This is a genomic window from Ramlibacter aurantiacus, assembly GCF_016722895.1.
Taxonomy (GTDB): Bacteria; Pseudomonadota; Gammaproteobacteria; order Burkholderiales; family Burkholderiaceae_C; genus Ramlibacter; species Ramlibacter aurantiacus.
Genome location: NZ_JAEQNA010000001.1, coordinates 613407 through 626230, shown reverse-complemented (window position 1 = coordinate 626230; position 12824 = coordinate 613407). Strand labels below are relative to the sequence as shown.

Here is a 12824-nt window from a genome sequence, read left to right as displayed (position 1 = left end):
GCGAATCGTGTCGACAGGTGAGTCGGCGAACGCTTGAGCTTGGCCGAAACGGTTGAGGACGTTACGGATCGCCGGTTGTGGCGGTTTCGGCCCACGCCATCGATTGTCTATGACAAAATAGCCGCCAAGGTGCCTCATGCACCCGTTCCTGCCCCGGCTGGGCAGGAGCTTTCTGGCGGATGAACAAGGAGATCGCAATGAGCATGGCGTTGCGCGAGACGAGCGGTACGGACACCAGCGTGGCTTCCATGCGGATGCGCATTGAAGCCCGACTGGCCGCGCTGCTGCCGCGTTCCACGGGGGCGCACGACGCGGTCGTGAATGCCATGCACGCTGCGGTGCTCGGACCGGGCAAGCGCCTGCGGCCGCTGCTCACCGTACGGGTCGGCGAGTCGCTCGGATGCCGCTCGCCTGGCCTGCTCGACCTGGCCTGCGCGGTCGAGCTGGTGCACTGCGCCTCGCTGGTGCTCGACGACATGCCGGCCATGGACAACGCGATGCAGCGGCGCGGTGAGCCGACGGTGCACCTGCGCTTCGGCCAGGACGTGGCCATGCTGGCGGCGGTGGCCTTGGTGACCGAGTCGATGCGCGTCGTCGCCGCGGCCCCCGGCCTGCCGCCGGCCGCGCTCGCCCAGGCGGTGCAGGTGCTGTCTGTCGCCATCGGTCCGGCCGGGCTGGTGCGCGGGCAGTGGCGCGACCTGCACGAGGACGGCGCGGCGCGCACCGTGGCCGCCGCTGCCGAGGCCAATGCGCAGAAGACGGGCGTGCTGTTCGCGGCCGCGATGGAGCTGGGCGCCATCGCCGCGGGTTCCACCGCCGTGGCTGCGGACCTGCGGCGCGCGGCCTTCGCGCTGGGCCAGGCCTTCCAGCTGCGTGACGACCTGGAAGACATGAAGCCGGACGGGGAAGACGCGGGCCGCTACACGCTGACCCAGCTGCTCGGCGCGGCAGCCGCCCGCAGCCTGCTGCACGCCGAGTTGCACAAGTGCCGCCAGGCCCTGGCCGCGGCCTTCGGTGGCCCGTGCGGCCCCATCGATTCCCTGCTCGAACGCGCGTTCGCCGACGTGGCGCTGTCGCCCCAGCCGCTGCACGAAGTCGCACGCGTCACTCCGACGGCCTCTGCCGAGGCGTCCTAGGAATCGTTCGTTCCTTAAACTGGTCGCATGCACGTTCTGTTGTGGTTGCTGGTGGCGATGCTCGCCTTCTTCGCGATGGAAGGCCTGGCCTGGGTCGCGCATCGCCATGTCATGCATGGCTGGGGTTGGCGCTGGCATCGCAGCCACCATGAGCCACGGCGCGGCCTGCTGGAGGCCAACGACGGGTTTTCCGTGATCGGCGCCATGCTGGCCGTGGGCCTGTTCCTGGCCGCCGGGGCGTTGCAGTCGCCCCTGCTGCAGGCCGCGGCGGTGGGGGTTACCGCCTACGGCATGGCGTACTGGCTGGTGCACGACGGCCTGGTGCACCAGCGTTGGCCGTGGCGCTGGTCGCCACGTGCGGGCTACCTGCGCCGACTGGTGCAGGCGCATCGGCTTCACCACGCGGTGCGCACCCGTGACGGCGCCTTGTCGTTCGGCTTCCTCATCGTGGCCGACCCCCGGCTGCTGGTCGCCCGGCTGCGGGAACGTCGCCGCTCGCCATGAGCTCGCCATCGCCGGGCGCACGCGCTGCGCCGCCCCGCTCGCAGGATGTCGTCGGGCTGGTGCTGGCCGTGGCGGTGGTCGCCGCCTGGCTGTTCCTGCACGTGGCCGGTGTCTTCTGGTTGCCGCTGCAGGGATCTTGGTTGTGGGTGCTGCCGGGGGCCGTCGCCCTGCAGACCTGGCTGAGCGTGGGCCTGTTCATCGTGGCCCACGACGCGATGCACCGTTCGCTGGCGCCGGGCTGGCCGCGGCTCGCCACGGCCATCGGCCGCGTGTGCGTGGCGCTGTACGCGGGCTTCTCGTACGAGCGGCTGCGTGATGGCCACCGCCGCCACCACCAATTTCCGGGCACGGCGGCCGACCCGGACTTCCATGCCGAAAGGCCGCATGCGTTCGCGCCCTGGCTGCTGCGCTTTTTCGGTGGCTACTTCGGCTGGCGGGAGTTCGCCCGCGTGACGGCCGTGCTCGGGGTCTACCTGCTGCTCGGCGCGGCTCCCTTGAACCTGGCGCTGATGTGGGGTCTGCCGGCGGTGCTGTCGGCGCTGCAGCTGTTCATCGTCGGGACCTGGCTGCCGCACCGGCATCGCCACGGCCACGATCCCGCCAAGGAATTCGTGGACCACGGCCGTGCGCGTTCGCTCGACCTGCCGTGGCTGGCCTCACTGCTGGCGTGCTTCCACTTCGGATTGCATCGCGAGCACCATGCCTGTCCGCACGTGCCGTGGTGGCGGCTGCCGGCGGTCCGCCATGTCCACGGCGGGGGCGCGGGCTGAACAGGGCGCGCAAAGCCTTGACCGACAGCGGCGGCAGGATGCGCTCCTTCAGGTGCGTCAAGTGCCTCAACTGCAACCGGTGGAGCGTGCGTCTGGCATCCTCGCGTGTCCACGATTCGGAGGAAGTCCCATGCACCTGGAAGGCTCATGCCACTGCGGCAAGGTGAAGTTCAGCGTCGAATCGGCGGAGCCCGTCCCGTTCATGAGGTGCTACTGCTCGATCTGCCGCAAGACGGCAGGGGCGGGCGGATACGCGATCAATCTCGGTGCGGCCACCCACAGCATGAAGGTGACCGGCAAGCGCTACCTGGGCATCTACCAGGCGCGGCTGCCGGTCGAAGGCGGTGGCGAGGTGCGGGTGAGCGATGCGCGGCGCTACTTCTGTTCCAGGTGCGGCAGCGCCCTGTGGGTATGGGACCCGAGATGGCCGGACCTGGTGCATCCGCATGCGAGTGCGATCGACACGCCGCTCCCAGCGGCGCCCGGCAATGTGCACATCATGCTGGGCTCGAAGCCGGCGTGGGTGAGCGTGGAAGGCCAGGCGGGCGACCCGCGGTTCGATGAATATCCCAGCCTCTCCCTGGCCCAGTGGCACGAGGAGAAAGGATTGCAGGCTCCGCCGGACGAGGGGGCGAGCGGGGCGTGAGCCGAGACCGCAGCCGAAGCCAGTGCCGACGTGCGATGCCGGACCCATTGCCGAGCCGACGCGATGCGGCACCATCTGGAGGGGCGATGGCATGTGCAGTCGGCACGCTCGGCCAATCAGCCGCGGTCATGCCGCTTTCGCGTGCATGAGTTCGTCATAGCCGCGGCCGCTTAACTCGAGCAGGTCGAGGCCGTGGCCGAACGGATCGGCCATGCTCGCCATCAGGCCCCAGCTGTAGTGGGCCATCGGCCGCTCCAGCGTGGCGCCAAGCGCCACCAGCCGTTTGGCGAACTCATCGATGCCTTGCACCACGAAGTCGAGGTGCACCGGTGTCCAGTGGCGCGCGTAAGTCCGGCGTTGCGTGTGTGGCGGCCCGAGAGGTGCCGTGCCGCCAGCGTTCACCAGCAGATCGATGGGACTGGAGCCGCCGATCAGTTCGACCCACTCGGAATCGAACCGCCGTCCGACCCGCAGGCCAAGCCCCTGGGTGTAGAACGTGATGCCGCGCTCCAGGTCATCAACGTCGATGCAGATGCGGACGTCCATCGAACGTACGATCGCAGATCTCAACTGGCTGTACAAGCCGACGCCAAGCCGTGATGCACAAACACTCGCTGAGCATGTCGCTCGTTCGCGTCGCGGGCACGACGGGATTGCTGCTGCTCATCCCCCTGGTGGCGATGCAGTTCACCCGTGAGGTGTCGTGGAGCGTGGGCGACTTCCTGGCCGCAGGCGCACTCTTGTTCAGCGCCGGTTGCGGCATCGTGCGGGTCAACAGGCGGTTCGAACGCCGAAGACACCGGGTATGGGCATCGGCGGCGATCGTCCTTGCGCTGGCCGTGGTGTGGGCCGAGCTGGCGGTCGGAATCTTCCGCTAGCGATTCCCGCCGGGTGTTCAAAGCTCCCTTTCCTCCAGCCCCCTTCAACGCAGCGGTGAAGCTGCTGTCAGAGACGCGGCAATGTGACTTGAGCCGCCGTACACCTGCCGCGCGAGCTGCGTGAGCGGCTGGGCCTGTTCACGCAGCAAGGGCACGAGGGCGAGGCAGCGCGCCTGGTCGAGCTGGCTCTCGGGCCCGGCGACGGTGAGGGAACCGATGGCACCCTCGGGCGTGTCGCCGAAAGGCACCGCGACGGCGTTGGTTCCCGCCGCCATGTCGCCGAAGTTCGCTCCCACGCCCAGGGTGCGCGACCGCTTCAACATCGAATGGCAATGGGCCAACTGGGTCCTGCCGCGCAAGGCGAGCTCGCGGACGTTGGCGCCGATGATGCGGTCTTGCAGGGCCGCCGGCAGCGTGATCAGGATGGCGATGCCGCCTGCCGTGCTGATGAGCGGACGATAGGAACCCTCCTCGTGGATGTGGGTGGCCATGTGCGCCGACGCCGTCCTGGCCGCGAGCACGAAATGGTCGCCGCTGCGCAGCGAGACGATGGTGACCAGCGAGAGCTTGCGGCCCAGCGATGCGCCGTGCGCGCGAGCGCGCGACACGAACTCGTGGAAGCCCGGCACACACAAGGACAGCTCGCCCAGCCCGGGACCGAGGACATAGCGGTCCCCGCCATCGCGGCGGTGGATCAGCCGTTCCTGCTCCAGCCGGCCGAGGATCCGGTGCGCGGTGGTCTTCTTCAAACCCGCGGCAGCAGCCAGCTCGCTCAGCGTCCAGCCGAAGCGCCCGCGCGTGGCCAGTGCCCGCAGCAGGGCCAGCGCCCGCTCGATGCTCTGCGTCCCACCCGTGTTCTCGCGCTGCCTGGTGCCCATCGCGACGGATTGTGCCGCCGCCGCGGCGCCGTTCCACATTTCGGAACCCTGGCGTGCCCGATGAGCCCGTCCTTCCCGAGCGCCGCCTAGAGTGCCCAGGGGGTGGTCGATTCGCGCGTGCCCCGAGGAGACAACCATTGCAAGAGCCTACGGTCCCGATGCCGGCTGCCGCGGCCGAGCCGTCCCCCGGCGTGAGGCCGGGCCGTCGGGCTGTGCTGCCCGCCTACAGCATCGCGGACCTGCGCGCGCGGGCGCGTCGCGTGCTGCCGCGCGGGCTGTTCGAGTACGTGGACCGCGGCACCGAGGACGAGGTGGCGCTGCACGCGATGCGCGCCGCCATCGACCAGGTGAAATTCCAGCCGCGCGTGCTGGTGGACGTCTCCAGCCGCAGCACGGCCACCGACTTCTTCGGCCGCCCAAGCTCCATGCCGATGGCGATCGCGCCCACCGGCGCCGCGGGCCTGCTCTGGTTCGACGGCGAGATCGCGCTGGCCCGGGCCGCCCGATCCGCCGGCATTCCCTTCATCCTCTCGACCGCCTCCATCGTCTCGATGGAGCGGGTGGCCGCGGAGGCGGGCGGGCGCCTGTGGTTCCAGCTGTACATGTGGCCGGAACGGCAGCTGTCGCTGGAGCTCGTGGAGCGTGCGCGCCAGTGCAACTACGAGGCGCTGGTGGTCACCCTGGACACGCCGGCCGCGCCCAACCGCGAGTACAACAAGCGCAACGGCTTCTCGCTTCCCATGCGGATCAGCCGCCGCAACGCGCTGGACGTGGCGCTGCACCCGCGCTGGTTCCTCACCGTGTTCGCGCGCTACATGCTGCGTTCGGGGGTTCCGAGCCTGGAGAACTATCCCGCCAGCCTGCGCCAGCGGCTGGACCGGTTCCACACGCCGCCGAAGTGCGACTCGCTGAGCTGGGACGACCTGAAGGATCTGCGGCGCCGCTGGAAGGGGCCCCTGCTGGTCAAGGGCATCCTGCGCGCCGACGATGCATGCAAGGCGCGTGAATGCGGGGTGGACGCGGTGGTGGTGTCGAACCACGGTGGCCGCAACCTCGACAGCTCGGTTGCGCCCATGCAGGTCCTGCCGCGCATCGTCGACCAGGTGGGCAGGGAGTTCGACGTGTTCGTCGACGGCGGCTTCAACCGTGGCGGCGACATCGCCAAGGCACTGGCACTTGGTGCCAAGGGCGTGCTGGTGGGCCGCGCGCCCCTCTGGGGCCTTGCGGCGGGCGGAGAGCCCGGCGCGGCGCAGGCACTGGACATCCTGCGCGAGGAATTCGACCGGGTGCTCGCGTTCGCGGGTGCGCCCGGCATCGCCGCGCTGGACCGCAGCCTTCTTTTTTCGGACGACCGCCCATGACCGCACCCGACGCCCCTGCGCGCATCTCCAGCGACCTCCTGCAGGAGGTCCGGCAACTCTACGAAGACTATGCCGATACGCTCGACGAGCAGGACATCGACCGATGGCCCGGCTACTTCACGGCTGATGCGCTGTACCAGGTGATCTCGCGCGAGAACCACGACGCGGGCCTGACGCACGCCACCATCCACTGCGATGGCCTGGGCATGGTGCAGGACCGCGCGATCGCGACCCGCGAGTGCATGGTCCACGAGCCCCGCTTTCTGCGCCACTTCCTGCACGGCCTGCGCGTCACCGCCGCGGCGGACGGCGCGATGCGTGCGCGCTGCAATTTCCTGGTGATCGAGTGCACCAGCGACGACGACCCTCGCGTGCTGCTGGTGGGCCAATACCAGGACGCGCTCCAGCGCACGCCCGAAGGCCTGAAGTTCCGCGAGCGGCGCTGCGTCTACGACAACTTCCGCATCTACAACTCCCTCGTGTTCCCCGTCTGAGGCCGCATGAACCCCACCACCGAAACGACTTCCGCACGCCGCTGGCCGTCCGCCGGCATCACGCGCGTGCCGGCATGGATCTACAGCGACCCGGCCATCTACCGCCGCGAACTCGATGAGTTCTTCGCCGGCGACAGCTGGAGCTTCGTCGGGCTGGAGGCCGAGGTGCCGGAGCCCGGGACGTTCAAGCGCACCTGGATCGCAGACCGCCAGGTGATCGTCACGCGCGATGGCGATGGCATCCACGTGGTGGAGAACCGCTGCTCGCATCGGGGTGGCGCCATCGTGTGGAAGAACCGCGGCCAGGCCCGGACGCTGACCTGTCCCTACCACCAGTGGGCCTTCGACCTGAAGGGCGGTTGCCGCGGCGTGTCACTGGCCCGGGGCGTGCAGGGCGAGGGCGGCATGCCCGCGGACTTCGCGATGAAAGAGCACGACCTGCGCAAGCTGCGGGTGGCGCGTGTCGGCGGCTCGATCTGGGCCAGCTTCAGCGACCGGGTGCCCGCCTTCGAGGACTATTGCGGGCCCCTGGCCATGCAGCGCCTGACCCGGCTGATGCCGGGGCGGCCGTTGCGGCTGCTGGGCCAGTCGCGGCAGCTGATTCCCTGCAACTGGAAGCTGTACTACGAGAACAATCGCGATCCCTACCACGGGACCTTGCTCCACACCTTCTTCATCACCTTCGGGCTGTACCGGGCCGACTCGCGACACGCGACGTCACCGCAGCAAGGCGGCATGCACTCGGTGAACGTGGCCGCGCCCGGCGAACGCAAGGGGGATGGCAGCCTCACCCGCGAACTCAAGCGGTTCAAGGACATCCGGCTCAACGACATGGAGACGGTGCAGTTCGCCGATGAGTACGGCGACGGTGAGATGACGGCCATGCAGCTGTTCCCGGGGGCTTTCATCCAGCAGCACGCGAACGTGCTGGCCGTGCGCGTGATCGTTCCCAAGGGCGTGCGCGAGACCGAGGTGGACTGGACCTACTTCGGCTACGCCGACGATGACGAGCGCATGCAGCGCATCCGGCTCAAGCAGGCGAACCTGCTGGGGCCCTCGGGTTTCGTATCGATCGACGACAGTGAACTGCTCAAGCAGCTGCAGCGGCAGGTCGAGGGCTACCCCGAGTCGCAGGCGGTGCTGGAGATGGGCGGGCAGGGTGTCGAACCGCAGGTGACCATGGCCACCGAAGTGGGCCTGCGGGCGTTCTACCAGTACTACCGGGAGCGCCTGGGTCTGTAGCAACCGTTGAAGGGCGGGATCAGCCCTTCGCCGGCGCCGTCTCCTCCAGGAACCCAGCGGCCACCGCGCCATTGATCTTGCAGTCCACCAGCACCGGCCCTTCCGGGCAAGCCAGCAGCGGCCCGAGCGCGCGCAGCTCCTGCAGCGTTCGCACGGTCGCCGTCTGGAAGCCGAAGCCCGCGGCCACGTGCGCGTAGTCCACGTCGGGGAACTGGGTGGTGGCGACGGGCATGTCGCGCAGCCGCAGCACGTGCATCTCCGCGCCGTAGGCGCAGTCGTTCATCACGATCACCACCAGCGGGATGCCTTCGCGGGCCGTGGTCTCCAGTTCGCCCATCGTCATCAGGAAGGCGCCGTCGCCGATCAGCAGCGCGGTGAGGCGGCCGGGGTCGCCGCAGGCGAAGCCGAGCGCCGTACCGAAGCCCATGCCGATGGACGAGAAATCGCTGGCCTGCTTGATGTGCGCGGGGCCCGGCACGTGGAGGTAGGCGGCGCACTGGAGGAAGTTGCCGGCGTCATAGACGAGGTTGCGGTCTTCCGGAAGCAGGCGGTCGAGTTCGATGCCCACGCTGCGTGGATCGAGCGTGCGCGGCGTGTGCCGGGGCTCGAACTCCTGTTCGGGACGATGGTCGGCCAGCAGGCGGGCGAAGGCCTGCGATCGCAGCGGCCGGTCCTCGTCGCCGCGCGCTGGCAGGGCCTGCAGCAGGCGCTCGGCGGCCAGCCTGGCGTCCCCCACGATCGCCACGTCGCAATGCAGCCAGCGGCCCAGCGCCTCGCGCGCGGTGTCCACCTGGATCAGCGGAGCCTGCGACGGCAGCGATGTCCCCTGGCTGCTGGTGCGCTGGTTCAGGCCGGCCCCGAAGACGAGGATGCAGTCCGCCTGTTCGATCAGCCGCCGCCCGGCCGCATGCGAGAAGGAACCGACCACGCCGCAGTCGAACGGGTGGCCGCGGAACAGGTCCTTGGCCTTCATCGTGGTGGCGAGCGCCGCCCCGAGCTGGTCGGCCAGCCGGATGATCGCCTCGCGCGCGCCTGCCCGGTGCGCGCCCCAGCCGGCCAGGATCAGCGGGCGCCTGGCCTTCTCAAGCAGGGCCGCGGCCGCGTCGATGGAGCCTTCGCGGGGCACGGGCGCCTGGCGCTGCGCGGGGGCCGCGGCTGGCTCGCGCAGGGCGCCGGCCGGGGTCTGGCCGGCGAGCACGTCCATCGGCAGCAGCAGCGCCACCAGGCCGTGGTTAGCTGCCGTGGCGGCCTGGACCAGGGTCCGGGGCGCCGTGTCGCCGTCGTGCATCGTGATGTGCCGCACGCCCGAGGCGCGCAGCACGGCCACCGCATCCAGCGCCTTGTTGTCCGGGCCCAGCCCGTTGGGAGCGGGTGACGCCTCGGGCGGCGCACCCACCATCAGCAGCACGCGCGAGCCCGCCTTGCGCGCATAGACGATGCCGTGCAAGGCGTTCGCGGTGGCCGGGCCGCGGCCGATCAATGCCACGCCGAGTCGGCCGCTGGCGCTGGCATAGCCCTCGGCCATGGCCACCGCCTGGTTCTCGTGCCTGGAACTGACGAAGCGGATGCCGACGCCGTCGATCGCCGCGATCAGCGTGGCGGTCTCGTCGCTCATGAGGCCGAACACGCATTCCACGCCGAGGCGCTTCAACTGCAGGGCGAGGGCTTCGTAGGTGGGAAGGCGCGTCTGGGTCACGATGGGTCACATCCTGATGTTGCGGTCCTTCACCAGGCGCGCCCAGCGCGGCACCTCGCTCTGGATCAGGTCCGACAGCACCTTGGGCGGGCCGCCTTCCACCGTGCCGCCCAGCGCGGTCATGCGCTCGCGCACGTCGGGCGCCGCCAGGGCCTTGTTGGCTTCGTCGTTCAGCCGGGAGAGGACGGCTGGCGGCGTGCCCGCCGGCGCGACCAGCGCGAACCAGGCCCGGCCCTGCACGCCCGGGTAGCCGGCCTCGGCCATCGTCGGCACGTCGGGCAGCGCCGGCGAGCGCTCCGGTGCGACGATCGCCAGGGCGCGCAGCCGACCGTCCTGGACCAGCTTGGTGCTGGTGCTCAGGGTGTCGAAGTAGATGGGCACCTGGCCCGCGAGGACGTCGTTGAGCGCGGGGCCGCCACCCTTGTAGGGCACGTGCACCAGGTTCAACCCGGCTTCCACCTGAAACTGCTCGGCCACCAGGTGCGTCATGGTGGCGTTGCCCCCGGAGGCGACGGCGATCTGTCCCGGGTGCCCCTTGGCGTCGGAGACCACCTGCGCCACGCTGCGGTAGGGCGAGTTCACGTTGGTGACCAGCAGCATGGGCGTGGTGACCAGCAGGGACACGGGTGCGAGGTCCTTGCGCGGATCGAAGCTGGTGCCGGACACCAGCAGCGGGGCCACCGTGATGGCACTGGCCAGCACGCCGACCGTGTAGCCGTCGGGTTCGGCCTTGGCCACCGCCTCGGCGCCCACCAGTCCGGCGCCGCCCGGGCGGTTCTCGACCACCAGCGGCTGACCCAGCGCGGTGGACATCTTCGCGCCGAGCAGGCGCGCGACGACGTCGGTGAGGCCACCCGGGGCCGAGTTCACGATGACCCGGATCGGCTTGGCCGGATAGGTCGGCGCCTGCGCCAGCGCAGGGGCGCCGAAGGGGGAAGCGACTGTGGCCACGACCATGGCGCGGCGCGTGAGCATGAGGCGGGTTGGGGAGTTCACGGCAGGGTCCCTTTCTCGAGTCGCGTTACTTGAACGTGCCCAGCCGCTTGGCCAGGGCGGTCGCCTTGTCGAACTCGGTCTTGAGGTCGTTGGCGAACTGCTCGTTGGTGACCGTGATGCGCTGCGCCCCGAGGGCCACCAGGCGCGACTTGGCCTCGGGGGTATCCATGGCCGCGTTGATCATCCCGTTGAGCGCGTTCACCACCGCCGCCGGCGTGCCGGCCGGCACCACGAAGCCGTACCACACGGGCGTGGGCACGTAGCCGGGCACGTTCACCTGCTCGGTGACCGCGGGAACGTCCGGCATCAGCGGGGAGCGGCGCGTGTCCAGCACCGCCAGGGCGGTCGCACGGCCCGACTGCACGTGCGCCGAGACCAGCGGCACCACCACCGGGAACAGTTGCAGGTTGCCGCCGATCAGGTCGGTCATCGCCTGGGCGGTGCTCTTGTACGGAACCTCCGGGACATCGATGCCGACGGCCTGCTTGAACACCTCCATCTCCTGCTGGCTGCTGGTGCCCGCCCCGGAGGACCCGTAGTTCAGCTTGCCGGGGTTGGCCTTGGCATGCGTGATCAGGTCCTGCACCGACTTGAAGCCCAGGCTGGGCGAGCTCGCCAGCACCAGGGGGATGACGCCGACCTTGGCGACCGGCACGAAATCGCGCGTCGGGTTGTACTGCGGCTGCGACTGCGCGGCCGGGACGATCACCATCGGATTGGCCGCGATGAGCAGGGTGTACCCGTCCGGCGGCGCCTTCGCCACGGCCAGGGTGCCGATCAGGCTGCCGCCGCCCTCGCGGTTTTCCACGATCACCGCCTTGCCGGTCTTGTCGGTGATGCCCTGCGCCACCGTGCGCGCCAGGGCGTCGCTGCCGGTGCCGGCGGAGTAGGGCACCACGATGCGGATCGGGCGGTTCGGAAAATCGGATTGCGCGTGCGCGGGCAGGGCCGCGCCGAACGCGCACAGGGCGCTGGCTGCCGCGCCTGCGCGAAGCAGGGTGCGGCGGATGCGGAAAGCGGGGTCTCTCATGTCGTCTCCTGTTGAAGTGATGCGCTGGATGGCTTCTTCTCGTCAGTCGATGAGACCGGCCCCCCGGGCCCGGTCGATGGCGGCCCTGTCCAGCCAGGGGCCAAGGATGTCTGCGGCCTGCGCGGGGTCCCAGGGTCGGAACGGCCGGGGCGTCGGCGCGGGTGTGCGGCTGAATCGCGGCGCCGGCATCGGCTGCGTGACGCCGTCGATGTCCGCGTAGGTGCCGCGCGCCTTCAGGTGCGGGTGCTGCGGCGCTTCGTCGAGGGTGAGCACGGGCGCGAAGCAGGCCTCGACCCCGGCGAACCGCTCGCACCACTCGGCCTGGGTGCGGGTGCGCACGCGCGCCGCGATGCGCTCCTTGGCCGCGGGCCAGCGCTCGCGCGTCCACTGGTCGGGGAGCAGGTCTTCCAGGTCCAGCACGCGCAGGCACGCGGCATAGAACCGGGCCTCCACCGGAGCCAGCGAGATCCACCTGCCGTCGGCGCATTCGTAGACGTCGTAGAACGGCGCGCCCGAGTCCGTGGCGTTGGTGCCGCGCTCGTTGGTCATCATTCCCGCGGCGAAGGTGCCGTGCGGCTGCGTCATGAGGTTGGCCACGCCGTCGACCATGGCCGCGTCGATCACCTGCCCCTGGCCGGACCGCCGCGACTCGTGCAAGGCGGCGAGGATGCCGACCAGCAGGTACAGCGTGCCGCCGGCGAAATCACCGACCAGGTTGATCGGCGGCGTGGGAGGCTGCCCGGCGCGGCCGATGGCGTGCAGCGCGCCGGTCAGCGCGATGTAGTTCAGGTCGTGTCCCACCGCCTGCGCCATGGGGCCGTCCTGGCCCCAGCCGGTGATGCGTCCGTACACCAGCCTCGGGTTGCGCGCGTGGCAGTCCTGTGGTCCCAGCCCCAGCCGCTCGGCGACGCCCGGGCGGAAGCCTTCGATCAGCACGTCGGAGGTGGCCACCAAATCCAGCACCAGGCGCACGGCCTCGGGCTGCTTGAGGTCCAGCGGCAGCGAACGGCGGTTGCGCAGCAGCAGGTCGTACTTCTGCGGTCGCGGCACGCCGAGGCCGGCGGGCTCCTTGCGGTCGATCCGCAGGACCGTGGCCCCCAGGTCGGCCAGCAGCATGGCGGCCATCGGGCCGGGGCCGATGCCCGCCAGCTCGACGACCTTCAGATCCTTGAGGGGGCCCACGCGAATGGCCT

At 70.2% G+C, this 12824-nt stretch carries 14 protein-coding genes; 8 read left to right on the top strand and 6 right to left on the bottom strand.

The window, feature by feature from the left end; translation table 11 throughout:
- Window positions 1-179: 179 nt before the first annotated feature.
- The 4 genes from JI739_RS02905 to JI739_RS02890 all read left to right on the top strand — a co-directional run bounded on the left by JI739_RS02905 (window position 180) and on the right by JI739_RS02890 (window position 3056).
- The gene (locus tag JI739_RS02905; RefSeq protein ID WP_236589036.1) at window positions 180-1136 is read left to right on the top strand and encodes a polyprenyl synthetase family protein; all 957 of its coding nucleotides are present in this window, start codon (window positions 180-182) and stop codon (window positions 1134-1136) included.
- A 27-nt stretch (window positions 1137-1163) separates the two neighbouring features.
- Entirely contained in the window at window positions 1164-1640 is a 477-nt protein-coding gene (locus tag JI739_RS02900; protein ID WP_201682329.1) for a sterol desaturase family protein, read from the top strand.
- Window positions 1637-2410 (top strand): fatty acid desaturase, encoded by a 774-nt coding sequence (locus JI739_RS02895; protein WP_201682328.1) that lies wholly within the window; start codon window positions 1637-1639, stop codon window positions 2408-2410. Before JI739_RS02900 ends, JI739_RS02895 begins: the two co-directional genes overlap by 4 nt.
- 130 nt (window positions 2411-2540) lie before the next feature.
- The gene (locus JI739_RS02890; protein ID WP_201682327.1) at window positions 2541-3056 is read left to right on the top strand and encodes a GFA family protein; all 516 of its coding nucleotides are present in this window, start codon (window positions 2541-2543) and stop codon (window positions 3054-3056) included.
- Window positions 3057-3182: 126 nt separating this feature from the next.
- Here the strand turns inward: JI739_RS02890 and JI739_RS02885 are convergent, their stop codons facing one another.
- Window positions 3183-3602, bottom strand: a complete 420-nt coding sequence (locus JI739_RS02885; RefSeq protein WP_201682326.1) for a VOC family protein — start codon at window positions 3600-3602, stop codon at window positions 3183-3185.
- Between the two features lie 74 nt (window positions 3603-3676).
- Here JI739_RS02885 and JI739_RS02880 point away from each other — a divergent pair, with 74 nt between their 5' ends.
- Window positions 3677-3934: a hypothetical protein gene (locus JI739_RS02880; protein ID WP_201682325.1), complete on the top strand. Its 258-nt coding sequence runs from the start codon at window positions 3677-3679 to the stop codon at window positions 3932-3934.
- Between the two features lie 44 nt (window positions 3935-3978).
- Here the strand turns inward: JI739_RS02880 and JI739_RS02875 are convergent, their stop codons facing one another.
- Complete coding sequence (locus tag JI739_RS02875; protein WP_201682324.1) at window positions 3979-4812, bottom strand: IclR family transcriptional regulator; 834 nt, start codon at window positions 4810-4812, stop codon at window positions 3979-3981.
- A gap of 137 nt (window positions 4813-4949) precedes the next feature.
- Here JI739_RS02875 and JI739_RS02870 point away from each other — a divergent pair, with 137 nt between their 5' ends.
- Genes JI739_RS02870 through JI739_RS02860 form a run of 3 tightly spaced genes read left to right on the top strand, consistent with a single transcriptional unit; the run spans window position 4950 to window position 7909 of the window.
- Window positions 4950-6173, top strand: coding sequence for an alpha-hydroxy acid oxidase (locus JI739_RS02870; RefSeq protein ID WP_236589035.1), 1224 nt, complete (start codon window positions 4950-4952; stop codon window positions 6171-6173).
- Window positions 6170-6667 (top strand): aromatic-ring-hydroxylating dioxygenase subunit beta, encoded by a 498-nt coding sequence (locus JI739_RS02865; RefSeq protein ID WP_201682323.1) that lies wholly within the window; start codon window positions 6170-6172, stop codon window positions 6665-6667. Before JI739_RS02870 ends, JI739_RS02865 begins: the two co-directional genes overlap by 4 nt.
- Window positions 6668-6673: 6 nt before the next feature.
- Complete coding sequence (locus JI739_RS02860) at window positions 6674-7909, top strand: aromatic ring-hydroxylating oxygenase subunit alpha (RefSeq protein WP_201682322.1); 1236 nt, start codon at window positions 6674-6676, stop codon at window positions 7907-7909.
- A 19-nt stretch (window positions 7910-7928) separates the two neighbouring features.
- Here JI739_RS02860 and JI739_RS02855 read toward each other — a convergent pair whose 3' ends face one another.
- Genes JI739_RS02855 through JI739_RS02840 form a run of 4 tightly spaced genes read right to left on the bottom strand, consistent with a single transcriptional unit; the run spans window position 7929 to window position 12813 of the window.
- Window positions 7929-9605, bottom strand: a complete 1677-nt coding sequence (locus tag JI739_RS02855) for a thiamine pyrophosphate-binding protein (protein ID WP_201682321.1) — start codon at window positions 9603-9605, stop codon at window positions 7929-7931.
- A 6-nt stretch (window positions 9606-9611) separates the two neighbouring features.
- Window positions 9612-10601, bottom strand: coding sequence for a Bug family tripartite tricarboxylate transporter substrate binding protein (locus tag JI739_RS02850; RefSeq protein ID WP_201682320.1), 990 nt, complete (start codon window positions 10599-10601; stop codon window positions 9612-9614).
- A gap of 25 nt (window positions 10602-10626) precedes the next feature.
- Window positions 10627-11631, bottom strand: coding sequence for a Bug family tripartite tricarboxylate transporter substrate binding protein (locus JI739_RS02845; RefSeq protein ID WP_201682319.1), 1005 nt, complete (start codon window positions 11629-11631; stop codon window positions 10627-10629).
- Window positions 11632-11673: 42 nt separating this feature from the next.
- The gene (locus JI739_RS02840) at window positions 11674-12813 is read right to left on the bottom strand and encodes a CaiB/BaiF CoA transferase family protein (RefSeq protein WP_201683343.1); all 1140 of its coding nucleotides are present in this window, start codon (window positions 12811-12813) and stop codon (window positions 11674-11676) included.
- Window positions 12814-12824: the final 11 nt, after the last annotated feature.

What these genes read in the sequence shown, in the direction of transcription:
- JI739_RS02905 (WP_236589036.1), top strand. Translation starts at nt 180, where the DNA reads ATGAACAAGGAGATCGCAATGAGCATGGCGTTGCGCGAGACGAGCGGT.
- JI739_RS02900 (WP_201682329.1), top strand. Translation starts at nt 1,164, where the DNA reads ATGCACGTTCTGTTGTGGTTGCTGGTGGCGATGCTCGCCTTCTTCGCG.
- JI739_RS02895 (WP_201682328.1), top strand. Translation starts at nt 1,637, where the DNA reads ATGAGCTCGCCATCGCCGGGCGCACGCGCTGCGCCGCCCCGCTCGCAG.
- JI739_RS02890 (WP_201682327.1), top strand. Translation starts at nt 2,541, where the DNA reads ATGCACCTGGAAGGCTCATGCCACTGCGGCAAGGTGAAGTTCAGCGTC.
- JI739_RS02885 (WP_201682326.1), bottom strand. Translation starts at nt 3,602, where the DNA reads ATGGACGTCCGCATCTGCATCGACGTTGATGACCTGGAGCGCGGCATC.
- JI739_RS02880 (WP_201682325.1), top strand. Translation starts at nt 3,677, where the DNA reads ATGTCGCTCGTTCGCGTCGCGGGCACGACGGGATTGCTGCTGCTCATC.
- JI739_RS02875 (WP_201682324.1), bottom strand. Translation starts at nt 4,812, where the DNA reads ATGGGCACCAGGCAGCGCGAGAACACGGGTGGGACGCAGAGCATCGAG.
- JI739_RS02865 (WP_201682323.1), top strand. Translation starts at nt 6,170, where the DNA reads ATGACCGCACCCGACGCCCCTGCGCGCATCTCCAGCGACCTCCTGCAG.
- JI739_RS02860 (WP_201682322.1), top strand. Translation starts at nt 6,674, where the DNA reads ATGAACCCCACCACCGAAACGACTTCCGCACGCCGCTGGCCGTCCGCC.
- JI739_RS02845 (WP_201682319.1), bottom strand. Translation starts at nt 11,631, where the DNA reads ATGAGAGACCCCGCTTTCCGCATCCGCCGCACCCTGCTTCGCGCAGGC.